13 protein-coding genes are annotated in these 12975 nt (G+C 48.4%); 3 read left to right on the forward strand and 10 right to left on the reverse strand.

Going from position 1 to position 12975, the window contains the following annotated elements; all coding sequences use genetic code 11:
• Nucleotides 1–42: 42 nt before the first annotated feature.
• Together ytxJ and BN1360_RS21750 are read right to left on the reverse strand one after the other, a co-directional pair.
• Nucleotides 43–384 (reverse strand): bacillithiol system redox-active protein YtxJ, encoded by a 342-nt coding sequence (ytxJ, locus tag BN1360_RS21745; protein WP_068781963.1) that lies wholly within the window; start codon nt 382–384, stop codon nt 43–45.
• A 185-nt stretch (nt 385–569) separates the two neighbouring features.
• On the reverse strand, nt 570–968 hold the full coding sequence (locus BN1360_RS21750) for a hypothetical protein (protein WP_229521072.1): 399 nt from the start codon (nt 966–968) through the stop codon (nt 570–572).
• Between the two features lie 160 nt (nt 969–1128).
• On the opposite strand from BN1360_RS21750, the gene BN1360_RS21755 reads away from it, so the two are divergent.
• Nucleotides 1129–1656, forward strand: coding sequence for a type 1 glutamine amidotransferase domain-containing protein (locus BN1360_RS21755; RefSeq protein ID WP_068782516.1), 528 nt, complete (start codon nt 1129–1131; stop codon nt 1654–1656).
• 79 nt (nt 1657–1735) lie between these two features.
• Here the strand turns inward: BN1360_RS21755 and ptsP are convergent, their stop codons facing one another.
• The 6 genes from ptsP to BN1360_RS21785 all read right to left on the reverse strand — a co-directional run bounded on the left by ptsP (nt 1736) and on the right by BN1360_RS21785 (nt 8519).
• Entirely contained in the window at nt 1736–3463 is a 1728-nt protein-coding gene (ptsP, locus tag BN1360_RS21760; protein ID WP_068781965.1) for a phosphoenolpyruvate--protein phosphotransferase, read from the reverse strand.
• A 304-nt stretch (nt 3464–3767) separates the two neighbouring features.
• Nucleotides 3768–4199 carry a CoA-binding protein gene (locus BN1360_RS21765; protein WP_068781966.1) on the reverse strand — a complete coding sequence of 144 codons (432 nt, stop codon included), beginning with the start codon at nt 4197–4199 and terminating at the stop codon, nt 3768–3770.
• Nucleotides 4200–4226: 27 nt separating this feature from the next.
• Nucleotides 4227–5531 (reverse strand): 3-phosphoshikimate 1-carboxyvinyltransferase, encoded by a 1305-nt coding sequence (gene aroA, locus BN1360_RS21770; protein WP_068781967.1) that lies wholly within the window; start codon nt 5529–5531, stop codon nt 4227–4229.
• A 28-nt stretch (nt 5532–5559) separates the two neighbouring features.
• Complete coding sequence (locus tag BN1360_RS21775) at nt 5560–6075, reverse strand: shikimate kinase (protein WP_068781968.1); 516 nt, start codon at nt 6073–6075, stop codon at nt 5560–5562.
• 223 nt (nt 6076–6298) lie between these two features.
• Nucleotides 6299–7708 carry an NADP-dependent phosphogluconate dehydrogenase gene (gene gndA / locus BN1360_RS21780; RefSeq protein WP_068781969.1) on the reverse strand — a complete coding sequence of 470 codons (1410 nt, stop codon included), beginning with the start codon at nt 7706–7708 and terminating at the stop codon, nt 6299–6301.
• A gap of 214 nt (nt 7709–7922) precedes the next feature.
• Nucleotides 7923–8519, reverse strand: coding sequence for a hypothetical protein (locus tag BN1360_RS21785; RefSeq protein WP_068781970.1), 597 nt, complete (start codon nt 8517–8519; stop codon nt 7923–7925).
• 351 nt (nt 8520–8870) lie between these two features.
• Between BN1360_RS21785 and BN1360_RS21790 the strand changes: the two genes are divergently transcribed.
• On the forward strand, nt 8871–9500 hold the full coding sequence (locus tag BN1360_RS21790) for a YktB family protein (protein ID WP_068781971.1): 630 nt from the start codon (nt 8871–8873) through the stop codon (nt 9498–9500).
• A gap of 74 nt (nt 9501–9574) precedes the next feature.
• On the opposite strand, the gene BN1360_RS21795 is transcribed toward BN1360_RS21790, so the two are convergent.
• Nucleotides 9575–10825 carry an MFS transporter gene (locus BN1360_RS21795; protein WP_068781972.1) on the reverse strand — a complete coding sequence of 417 codons (1251 nt, stop codon included), beginning with the start codon at nt 10823–10825 and terminating at the stop codon, nt 9575–9577.
• A gap of 185 nt (nt 10826–11010) precedes the next feature.
• Here BN1360_RS21795 and BN1360_RS21800 point away from each other — a divergent pair, with 185 nt between their 5' ends.
• The gene (locus BN1360_RS21800) at nt 11011–12486 is read left to right on the forward strand and encodes an aminotransferase class I/II-fold pyridoxal phosphate-dependent enzyme (protein ID WP_068781973.1); all 1476 of its coding nucleotides are present in this window, start codon (nt 11011–11013) and stop codon (nt 12484–12486) included.
• Nucleotides 12487–12609: 123 nt separating this feature from the next.
• Here BN1360_RS21800 and BN1360_RS21805 read toward each other — a convergent pair whose 3' ends face one another.
• Complete coding sequence (locus BN1360_RS21805; protein WP_068781974.1) at nt 12610–12933, reverse strand: DUF1292 domain-containing protein; 324 nt, start codon at nt 12931–12933, stop codon at nt 12610–12612.
• Between the last annotated feature and the right edge of the window lie 42 nt (nt 12934–12975).

Below are 12975 nucleotides of genomic sequence, written 5' to 3' on the forward strand. Positions count from 1 at the left end.
TGATACGACAAAATATTACTTTGTGCAATGATAACGCTTCACTTATCCCAGAATTCCTTGTAGAGCTTCGGAAGTAATCTGTGAATGGGAAGTATTCCATACCGCTTGCTCATTCTTGACGAGTATTGCCTGAGGGGATTCATGCTTTACGCCAAGCAGCTCGGCAGCAGCATTAGATACCTCTCGATCTTCAATCACATAAATCAAACCATATATAACTCCCTCATTGGGAGCCGCATTCAAATATGCTGTAAACTCTCGATGCGCCCCGACGCTGATCGGGCAACGAGTACTGTGTTTGAACAACAAAAGCGGCTGACTAGTGGATTGCTGCAAAGCGCTATGAAGGTCTTCTATGGATGTTATTCTTAGCAAATTATACATGACATATCCATCCCTTCTTCATTTAGAGGTAATTCAAAAAGTGTAATTCAAGCTTCATCACCTTCTTAGGGCTGAAAACTGGTCTTTTTGAACACGCACTTTAAGTATCTGTACCTTGCCATATGTTATATTAACAAAATGCGCCACTGAAAAACAACTTTATTCGTCATTTCTTTTAAATTCATTTACTTCGTTTCTAAAAATTGGCGTTTTTTCACAAATGAGGATAAAGCCGCTAAGCGAAATGAGATTTCTTCCATCCAGTCAGCGTCTCCCGCTCTACTCGCATACCCGTACAAATCCAGTAGGAGATTAATGCGCTCCTCGCATTTCTCCACCAAAAAAGTATTAAATGAGGACACCTCCAATAATTCCTGCCCCGACTTGTAAATGTCGTACAATACGGAAGCAAGCTCATTTACACTCGTAAAAACAACTCTTCCTTCTCGGCTTTGTTCCTTCAGTTCGGCCAACAGCCTGGTTACATCCTGCTTAATTGATGGAATTAATTCATAATAAGAGCAATCTTCGCATTCCAGAATAGGAACCAAATCGATTTGATACATATTTTCGAAAACTAGCATCCGAAAGCTAAGAGTCATGGACTGGCCGCAACGGCAAAATAAATGCACGGTATCACCTCAATAATCACATCTGTGCTGTATGTAAACTTTAATTATATTTGATACAATTAAAATATTGAAATCGATTTTCGTCAAGACTCATTTCAGACAGGAGGAGACTATATTGAGACTAACTGGAAAAAAATTGATCGCGTTGGTAGATGAAGAGTTCGAGGATTTGGAGCTGTGGTATCCGATTTACCGCGTCCGCGAAGAGGGAGCCGAAGTTCATCTCGTCGGCCCGGAGAAAGGCAAAAAATACATCGGTAAATATGGGGTTCCCGCAGAAGCTGAATTCTCCTTCGAGGAAATATCTGCAAAGCAATATGACGGCATCCTTGTACCCGGAGGCTGGGCGCCGGACAAGCTCCGCCGCTATCCCAAGGTACTGGAGATGATCCGCGAGATGCATGTGGCCCAGAAGCCGATCGGACAGATTTGCCACGCCGGTTGGGTATTGATCTCGGCCGGGATCCTGAAAGGCATCACGGTCACCTCGACACCAGGCATCCGCGACGATATGGAGAATGCCGGAGCAATCTGGAAGGATGAGCCTGTTGTTGTCGATGGACATATCATCTCTGCACGCCGTCCGCCGGATTTGCCGCCTTACGGCAAGGCTTATGTTGATGCGCTCGCCGCTAAGTAAGTTTAGAGAAAACAACAGCACCAGAGGTTAATCCTCCGGTGCTGTTGTTTTACATAGCTCGTTCTATATCAGACCAGAATTAACGTGCTTCGCTACCCAAGTAACGAACCAGCTCCGCTTCCACCTCGGTGCTTGTTGATAGACGGTAGCAAAGGGCGCCTAATTCACGACTCTCACTGGCGTAAATATTCAGTATCCGGTGTTTGACGCGAAGAAGGGATTGCGATGACATGCTCAGATTGCTTACCCCGAGATAGAGCCAAATCGGAAGCGCCCTCTCATCGCTGGCCAGCTCGCCGCATACGCTGATTGGAATTCCCGCTTCCTTCGCCGCCATCACGGTCTGGCGAAGCATGCGCAGCACCGCCGGGTGAAAAGGATGATACATCTGGGCAATCTTCTCATTCATCCGATCCACAGCAAGTACATACTGAACCAGATCATTCGTGCCTATGCTGAAGAAATCCACTTCCTGAGCCAGAAGATCCGCTATCGCTACAGCAGCTGGAACCTCGATCATCGCCCCGATCGGTATATTGTCGTCATAGGCAATTCCTCTAGCGGTAAGTTCTTGCTTGGCTTCCTGCAAAATTTCCTTCGCTTTGCGAACCTCCTCCAGCGAGGAGATCATCGGATAGAGAATTTTTACATTACCGTAAGCACTTGCCCGCAGAATAGCCATTAACTGCGTTTTGAAAATATCTTTATTATCGAGGCTTATACGAATGGCCCGGAATCCCAGAACCGGGTTCTCCTCTTCAGGAATTGTAAAGTATTCCAGCTGCTTATCCCCGCCGATGTCCAGCGTCCGGATTACAACCGAATGCTCCCCCATTTTCTCGGCGATCTGGCGATAGACCTCAAACTGCTCCTCTTCGCTTGGGAAGCCCAGCCGATCCATATACAGGAATTCCGTCCGGAACAGGCCAACTCCCTCCGCTCCATATTTGAAGGCCAGCTCCAGATCCTTCACCGAGCTAATATTGCCGGCCAGCTTCATCCGCACATTATCCTTCGTTACAGGGTCCACCGAAGCGAGCAGCTGCAGTTGTTCCTTCCGGCGCCGCTGTCTCTCGGCAATCGCTGTATATTGATCGATAATGACATGATCCGGGTTTAAGAAAATAGCTCCTTCATCCCCGTCAATCACCAGAAGATCGCCTGTCTTAAATATCTCTGTCAAGGAATCCTCCAGGCCTGAGACGAGTGGAATTCCAAGCGCTCGTGCCATAATTGCCGAATGCGAGGTTTTGCCCCCAGCTATCGTTACCATCCCCAGCACATGCTGCGGGTTCAAGTGGACAAGCTGTGAGGGGGACAATTCCCGGGCTACCAGGATATATGGCTGCGTATCAGAAGGCAGTGTAATATCCGGGGTTCCGAGCAAATGCTTAAGCAGCCGGTTGCCGACATCCTTAATATCAAGCGCCCGCTCCTTCATATACTCATCATCCAACAGATCAAACATCGTTACAAAATGATCGATCGCTTCTTTAACAGCCACTTCGGCCGCTTTGTATTGACGCTCTATAATCCCGCGAATTTCACTCATAAAAACAGGATCTTCCAGTATCGCGATATGTGCATCAAAAATGTTAGATTCTGCTACTCCAACCGTCTCTTTAATCTCGTTCTTCATGAACTCGATTTCGGTCTTGGATGTTCTAATGCCTTCATACAGCCTTTCGAACTCCTTGGCCAAATCCACACTTTCCATTCGCCGATCCGGAACATCCCATTCCCAGGTGGGCAGCACAAATGCCTTGCCGATGGCAACACCAGCCGCTGCACCAATACCTTGTATCATGTTTCGACCCCCTAAACCTATTTAAAACCCTTATAGAGGTTGTTCAACCAGCCACGGCTTAAGCCTGACTATTGAACACGCATTTATAGGATAGTCTCTCTCTATTTCTTAATGGTAAGCCCAGCCTCATTCTTTTGTCAAAGGAAATAGTGCAAAAAAATATGCCCTGAAGCCTTGTCCCAGCTAACTTGCGGAACGTTTTAAAGCTTCCAGAATTTAACTTATGCACGCAGACAAGTGAAAATCGCCCGGCATACATTATACCGGACGATATTCAAGATCATATTGGCTCGGATCGATGCTCTTAACCGTGGCGTTTGCCGATCAGGAGGCTATCCTCCACCTTAATACAGCGGTCCATAATGACGGTGAGCCCGCCTTTAGCGGCGATGTCAGCCGCTTCCTCGCTAATAATGCCCTGCTGCAGCCACAATACGTTAGCACCGATCTCAACCGCCTCCTTGGCGATCTCAGGCGTATATTCGCTGCGCCGGAAGACGTTGACGATATCTACAGGCTCAGGAATATCATTAAGCGAGGGATAGACCTTCTCGCCGAGAATTTCACCCGAGACGACAGGGTTGACCGGGATAATCCGGTATCCGTTGCTCTGCAATGCCTCAGCAATCATGTAAGAAGTGCGATCCGGCTTATCGGATAAACCCACAATCGCGATATTTCCGGCCTTCTCTAGAATGTCTTTGATTGTCTCTCTGCCTGGATTTTCAAATGCCATTTCACTTGCTCCTCTCTAAATGTATGTTCACAAAGTCCCGTTTTCAACCCACTCCACATTACCCCCAAGTGCGGTAATATGGTCGAAAAATCCGGGATACGATTTGGCAACATGATGCGCATCCTTAATGATCAGCGGCTGCTGGCAACGAAGACCTGCAACAGTCAAAGCCATAATAACGCGATGATCATAATGCGCATTGATTGTAACGCCGCCTGGCAGTTCACCTGGACGACCGTGCACGATAATCTCCGCCTGGCGTTCTTCCACATCAGCACCGGCTTTGCGGAGCTCGTTCAAGTAATCAGTAATGCGGTCACACTCTTTGTACCGCAAATTCTCCACATTATAAAAACGGGATGTGCCATCGGCGAAGACCGCAGCAGCTACCATGGCGAGTACGGCATCCGTCGCTGCGTCGCCATCGAACTCAATCGGCTGCAAGCGGCCATTGCCGCGGACGTGAACGACTCCGTTCTCATGGGCTAAAGGAACTTCCATCATCCGCAACACATCAACGATTGCCCGCTCCCCTTGCTTGCTCTGTTCCATCAGACGATGCACCTTCACATCCGAATTTGTCACCGCCGCAGCGGCCAAGATCGCCGCCGACCCTGGATAGTCTCCCTGCACCGTATAATCCCTCGCTTGGTAGGATTGACGACCCGGCACTTTATAATTCATCAAGTCCTCGCTGGCCTGGATAACGATGCCCGCCTGTTCCAGCACCTCCAGCGTTTGTCCGATAACGACCTTCGATTTCAGGTCATTAACCACCTCAATCTCACTGTCCTCTTCAAGCAATGGCGTGAGGAACAATAAAGCGCTCAGGAACTGCGAGCTGACCGCACCGGATACTTTAATCTTGCCACCCTTTGGCCCGCCTCCATGAACAGTAATTGGGAGCTTGCCATCCCGATGCTCAATTTCAACCCCCATGCTCTGCAAGGATTCGATTAAGTCATCATGCGGACGCTTGCCCAATGAATCAGGATACGTATTTACAAAGGTTATATCCGGAGACAAGGCGGCAATTGCTAATAGAAAACGCAGCACAGCTCCTGCATTGCCTACGTTCAATTCCTTGATATCCTTCGGATGCCGCCCAAAACCAGTGATGACGATTTTCTCCTCATCCTCTTCCAACACAGCGCCAAGATCAGCTATACAACGGCGCATCGCATCGCTGTCCTCGCTGTGGGCCGGATAATAAATCGTGCTTGTACCTTCCGCCAGCGCGGCAACCAGCAAATAACGTGTTGTGTAATTCTTTGACGATAACGCTCCGATCTCTCCCCTTAACTCAGGCGTTGGTCTAACGATAACATCCATACTATGAGTTCTCCTTTATGATTGATGATTAACCGCGGCAAAGCATTAAAATTTCATCTGACACCTGTTCAACACTCTTGCCTGTCGTATTCACATGATGATGTGCGAACCGGTAAGCGTGCTTGCGTTCATCCAGCAGGGTCTCTATCCGCTGCTTCGCGCCCCCGGCCAGTAAGGGGCGATTCTTATCCTCGCCAACCCGGCTTAGAATCTCCTCTACCGTAGCCGCAAGGGCCACAACCTGACCGCGTCCGAGCATGCACTTGCAATTGCTCTCCCGCAGCACAGCCCCTCCACCAGTGGCCAGAACGATCCCTTCCTCTTGCAGGACCCGATCAAGCACATCCGATTCCAAATCGCGGAAATAAGCTTCACCTTTCTCTGCAAAAATCTCCGGAATAGCGCAGCCGGCCTGCTGCACGATCTGCTGGTCAAGATCAATCAGACGGTAGCCAAGCTTATCAGCCAAATGCGCCCCTACTGTTGATTTGCCAGTCCCCATCATGCCGACAAGTATAATATTATCCTTGGGACTACTCAACATCTCACCTACTTTAATTCCACTTTGGCAGCAACTTTTTTCATATCATAACACAGAGCATGTTACTGTGGCACTGCCTATCCGTCAGTCCATCAGGAAATAAGCCGCTGATTCCAAAAAGACGCCGCAGCCGCGGCAATCCGCTGGGTGCGACGTCTTATTTTCACTCTATCTAATGAAGCCTCTGTTGAGATACAGGCTTGTCTGCCCGGCTGCTCCGTCAGGCTTAGAACCAATGATGGTGGAATACGCCTTCTTTGTCTACACGCTTGAAGGTGTGGGCGCCGAAGTAATCACGTTGCGCTTGCAGCAGGTTCGCCGGCAAGCGGTCTGTACGGTAGCTGTCATAGTAAGCCAAAGCGCTGGAGAAGCCAGGCACCGGAATACCGTTCTCGACGGCTGCGGCAATGACTTTGCGCCAAGCCTCTTGATAACTCTCAACGATATTCTTGAAGTAAGGATCAAGCAGCAGGTTCTTAAGCGCAGCATCGCGATCATAAGCATCCTTAATATTTTGCAGGAACTGCGAACGAATGATGCAGCCGCCGCGGAAGATCATAGCGATATTGCCGTATTTCAAATCCCAGCCATACTCATCGGATGCCGCACGCATTTGCGCAAAACCTTGAGCATAGGAGACGATTTTGCTCGCAAACAGAGCTTTACGTACATTTTCAATGAATTCCTGCTTGTCGCCTTGGAATTCCTTCTGAGCCGGGCCGCTCAGAATTTTGCTTGCAGCCACGCGTTCTTCCTTCATCGCAGACAAGAAGCGGGAGAACACGGATTCAGTGATCATGGACAACGGAACTCCAAGATCGAGTGCGCTTTGGCTTGTCCATTTGCCCGTACCCTTCTGTCCGGCTGCGTCAAGAATAACGTCAACCATAGGTTTGCCGGTTTCTTCATCGTATTGCGAGAAGATATCGGCTGTAATCTCGATCAGGTAGCTGTCAAGCTCGCCTTTGTTCCACTCGCTGAAAATTTCATGCAGTTCCTTGGCATCCGTGCCGAGGACATCCTTCAGCAAATGATAAGCTTCGCCAATAAGCTGCATATCCCCGTATTCGATACCATTATGCACCATCTTCACATAATGCCCGGCACCATCCGGTCCAATATATGTACAGCAAGGATCGCCGTTCACTTTTGCAGAAATGGCCGTCAGGATAGGTTCTACCAGTTTATAGGCGCTTTCTGGTCCGCCTGGCATGATGGAAGGCCCCTTAAGCGCGCCCTCTTCCCCGCCGGATACGCCAGTACCGATGAAGCGGAATCCTTTGGCTTCGAGTTCTTTGCTGCGGCGCTGAGTATCCGGGAAGTAGGCATTGCCACCATCGATAATAATATCGCCTTGATCCAGATGAGGGAGCAGGCTCTCAATCGTAGCGTCGGTAGCTGCACCGGCTTGTACCATAATTAAAATTTTACGTGGAGTTTCCAGAGATTGAACGAACTCTTCAATGGAGAAGGTGCCGACAAGCTTTTTGCCTTTGCCTTCGTTTTCGAGCAAATCATGAGTTTTTTGCGGAGAGCGGTTAAACACCGATACGGTGAAACCTCTGCTTTCGATATTCAAGGCTAAATTCTTGCCCATAACGGCAAGGCCAATAACGCCAATTTGTTGTTTTGACATGGTCTCCATCCTTTACTCACTGTTTATTTTTTTCAATACTATCATTTTAACTCTTTTGTGAATAGAAGTGAATACCTTCATCATATCCTCATAAAATAAGCCCCAGGTAGTCAGGGGGCCTGCAATAATATTTTGCACAAATTGCAAAAATTATATTGTTCGTATTTAGTTCATTTTCAAAAGGGCGGTCAATCATCCTTGATAAGGCTATTCATTACCACTCCAGGCGGATTAATTCGAGCCGGATCTTGCGAAGCTTCTCCTTGCAAGCCTCGGCGCTCTCCTGATCTCCCTTTTGCAGAGCATCATACAGTTTCTCAAGTTCTGCATCAAGCTCCTTCTGAAGGCTCTCAAGCTGCTTCTCCGCGAGCTGAGCCATATATAATTCAGCCATTTTCTTCACATCAACCACAGGCCCTTTTTGGTAAATCACCTTATGTTCCACTCCGTTGATTTCTACCTGTCGGATAAGTTCTCCGAACAGAATGTTCTCGACCACGATCTGCCGATCTTTGAACCGTTTTACGACAGCATGCCCGCGTAGATCGCCGATCAATTTCTCCAGCCACTCGGCCAGCTTGGCATCCTTAATGACATAATCGCCAACCAGCTTGTATCCATTCGCTATACGCTGAAAACGCAGCTTCGTTAGCTTGCGGCCTGTGCGGACTGAGATGATGAAAGTCGTCTCATTCTCGCTCCAGTATAAAGAATACCCGTCTTGGATCAGATCACGGATCAATTGCTGAATGTGCCGACGGTCGAATCGGAGTTCCAGGTTGCAGTATTCCACCTCATAACTTTTATTCACGGCACTCCCTCCTCATCATTTGTGAGAGTGCTAAAAGCCGATGTTGTCTGCGTTTAGCTCTCACCTTCATCTCCCGATTGCGGCTTACTTTATCTTATACTTCATATTATGTAACGGAACTTGGATTATTGATTAATTTTCCCCATCTCTAAGCCCGATCTGTAACAAAAGGGCCGCAAAAGGCCCCCGCAGGAAAGTTTACGCCTATTAGTATTGTTGAATGGACAACCTAGCTATAACGATGTTTATGCTATACTAAAATATAGGTTCAAATAACGTTTTGAATTACTTCTAATACAGTTAAATTGGACATAATGTGCTTGATTGAAGCACCGGATATGGAGGTTAATCATGATGACGAATTTCAATGGTTTCACCACGCAGGATTTCGATGCATTCACGGTACCTGGTCTGGAAGGCAGGATGGGAGCGATTATTGCCCAGGTCAGACCCAAGCTGGAGGAGCTGGGCCAGACACTATCCACCTATCTGTCCGCATTATGCGGCGAAGAGATGTACCCCCATGTTGCCAAGCATGCCCGGAGAAAGGTCAATCCGCCGATTGATACCTGGGTAGCCCTGGCAAGCGCCAAACGCGGATATAAGGCTTTGCCCCATTTCGAAGTGGGACTGTTCTCTACCCATCTGTTCATTATTTTTGCCGTGATTTATGAGAGCCCGAACAAGCTTATATTCGCCGATTTTCTGGACAAGCATGCGGCCAAGGTGAAGAAGATGGTGCCCGAACATTTCTTCTGGTCCATGGATCACTTTAATCCGGTAGGTACCCCACATGCCGAAGTTACCCCCGCTGAGCTGAAGAAGATGGCTGAGCGGCTCAAAAACGTCAAAAAGGCGGAAATGATGTGCGGCTTGCGGATCGAACGCGATGACCCCATTCTGCTCGATGGTGAGAAGCTGCTGGCTAAGATCGAAGAAACCTTTGCCACCTTGCAGCCACTGTACAAAGCCTCTTTTTAAAAAGATATAAGTGTGCTGTCCTCCATCTCCCGGATTTCCGGATCAGGCGTTATCCGTATAATCAACCTCCGTGCTTATTCGGTGCGCAGACGGTAGCTAGGCCGGGAGAGGATGAGATGCACGAAGAACAGCAAACCCATCGAACAGCCACTGGCCAAAAATGGGGCGGATGGGCCCAGCCAATCCCATAATTTCCCCGAGACGATCGGGCCGATAATCATGCCGAAGCCCTGAATCGTCAAGAAAAATCCCCAGACCGTTCCCTTCTCCCTCTCCGGAATCAAATGCGACAGCATCGTATCCCAGGTTGGCAGAATGCAGGTATAGCTAAGCCCGATCAGGATAACTAGAACCCAGACGATTGGAATCGAGCGGGTAAGGGCAAATAGACAGATTGAGATAGCGGCGGAGGCAAAGCCAACGTTCAAAAACAGGCTTGTCCCGTAACGATCCACTAATTTGCCGACCGGAATCAATCCGGCGACGGCGATCCCCCCGCCAACAATTAACATAGCGCTGTAAGCTTCAGGCGACAGTCCCAGTTCCGTTCTAACATATAACGTTATGACCGGTGTCAATAATCCGATTGCAAAGGTCTGGAGGAAGAGCGCCGGGTAGAGGAACGGGCTTACCTTCAAATTATGGCGGATGTGATGCAGCGTATGACGAATATTTTGCAGCAGTGCGCGCATTTTTCCCTTCTGCCCTTCACCCCTGGTTGCGGCGTACATTTGCTTATTTCCTTTGCCAGGCAAGAATAGCGAGATGATGACCACCACGGCCATGCAGGCAAGCAGGAACCAAAATACCAGCGTGTAAGACCTGCTAACGAGGAAGTTGATAATAATCGGCCCAAGTCCTGTTCCGCCAAGACTGGAAATTTGGATAACTCCCATCGCTGTGCCAAAGTTTTTCTTCTCCTTCGTCACTGCGGAGATCCCCATCATTACACAAGGCCATAAAGGGGCCGTACCAATCCCAAGCAGTGCGCAGCCGAGCACAATAAAGCCTACCGTCTTAATGAAGCTGAGAATCAGCACCGCCCCTAGTGTGATCAATAGTCCAACCGCCATCGTCACGCGGAACCCGAGTCGTTCTACAAGCCAGCCCGCTGGGCTTCGAAACAGGTTATCCCCGATATACTGAAGCGAGAAGGAAAGTCCGATCAGGAAAGCGCTAAGCTTCAGCACATCCCCCATATAGACCGGAAGCACCGATACCAGCAAAGAACCTTTGACGAACTCGACCAGAAACATAATAATCCACAGACAAACAAAGGTCGGAGTTAACAATGATTTGTTAACCAGCTTTGATGTCAGTTTCATCTGCTCACCCCTCCCCGGGAAGTAATCTCCCTTTCTTGATTGATATCAGTTTGCCCAATTTTTTGGCTGCTTTTACCTGCTGAATCACAGAATTCCTCTTTGCGGCGGAATCTTTTCTTGCATTCCGGTCGCTTTTTGCTATACTCAAGCTTGTTAATTTTTTAAGAAAGGCGGAAGACGACGAAATGGATCATCAACGTACGCCGTTATTTACTGCACTTAAGCAGCATGCGGCCACTAACCCTGTACAATTCCATATTCCCGGACATAAGAAAGGCCAGGGTATGGATAAAGAGTTTCATGATTTTATTGGCGATAATGCTCTGTCTATTGACTTAATCAATATTGCCCCGCTTGATGATCTCCATCAGCCGTCGGGCGTAATTGAAGAAGCCCAAAACCTTGCAGCCGATGCCTTTGGGGCGGATTATACCTTTTTCTCGGTGCAAGGAACCAGTGGAGCCATCATAACTATGATTTTGTCTGTTTGCTCACCTGGGGATAAGATTATCGTACCAAGAAACATCCATAAATCGATCATGTCGGCGATTATTTTCTCCGGAGCAAAGCCTGTCTTCGTATCCCCGGCTCAGGATGCCAATCTCGGAATCGATCACGGAATTACGACTTCATCGGTACGCAGAGCGCTGCAGAGGCACCCTGACGCCAAGGCGGTATTGGTTATTAATCCGACCTACTATGGGGTCTGCGCCCATCTGAAGGAAATTGTTGACCTGGCTCACAGCTATCATGTTCCCGTTCTCGTGGATGAAGCGCATGGCGTTCATATTCATTTCCATGAGGATTTGCCGATGTCTGCCATGCAAGCTGGAGCGGATATGGCTGCAACCAGCGTTCACAAGCTGGGCGGATCTATGACCCAGAGCTCTGTGCTCAATCTGAACACGAAGAATGGCTATGTGAACCCTCAGCGTGTCCAGACGATTATGAGCATGCTGACCACTACCTCGACTTCTTATGTGTTGCTGGCTTCGCTGGACACAGCGAGAAGAACCCTGGCCCTTCATGGTCACGATTTGGCCGAAGAATCGATTCGATTAGCTGAATATGTTCGCCGCAGCGTGAACGACATTGAAGGCCTGTACAGCTTCGGTCGCGAAATTCTCGGCAGTGAAGCCACCTACGACCTCGATCCTACCAAGGTGACGATTCATGTCCGCCATTTGGGAATCACCGGCTACGAGACGGAAAACTGGCTCAGACAACATTACAAGATAGAAGTCGAGCTTAGCGATATGTACAATATTCTGTGTCTGATTACGCCTGGAGACAGTCAGGAGACGGTTGATACGTTACTGATCGCTCTGCGCGAGCTGTCCAGTTTATATTATAAAGAAGGCAACGCCAACGAATTGATCGTTAAAATACCGGAAATTCCGCAATTATCGCTTATTCCTCGCGACGCTTTCTATGCTGATACCGAGGTGGTTCCGTTTGCGGAGTCAGCTGGCCGGATTATTGCCGAATTTATATATGTCTATCCTCCTGGAATACCGATCCTCTTGCCTGGTGAGGTGATCTCCCAGGACAATATCGATTATATTCAGGATCACGTCTCGGTCGGATTGCCTGTAAAAGGGCCTGAAGACCGTTATATCAAGAACGTTAAAGTGATTGTCGAAGCTGATCCGATTTTCTAAATAAAAGCTTGGGCAGGACTTGAAGGCTGTGGAGGCAGCCTTCAGGGTCCTTTTTTTATCATTCAAAAAAAGAGCTGCCCCGGGCAAAATAAATGCCAAAGACAACTCTTATTTATCTTAAAATTATGCTTCGTCCAATTCGGATACGAGCTGATTGTAAGCTTCTTCTACTTGACTCCACTCATCTTCGTCCTCGATATTGTACAGCACCATTTCTTCATTCTCTTCTTCCATACGCAGAATGATGCCGTCGGCTCCCGGATTGTTGCGTTCAAGCAGCAGGGCATACAGCTTCTCGCCTACGTCAAATGTCTCAACGAGAACCATGTCCACGTCATTCCCATTCTCATCCGTTAGAGTCAACACGAACTCTTCATGCTCGTGGTCATGGTCATGATCATGTCCGCAACCGCATGCTTCGCCGTGCTCGTGATTATGCTCGCTCATTCAAAATACCTCGCTTTTAGTTTAAAGTTATCAACCTTGTGG

It is taken from the genome of Paenibacillus sp. GM2 (assembly GCF_900069005.2).
In the GTDB taxonomy this organism is placed as follows: domain Bacteria; phylum Bacillota; class Bacilli; order Paenibacillales; family Paenibacillaceae; genus Fontibacillus.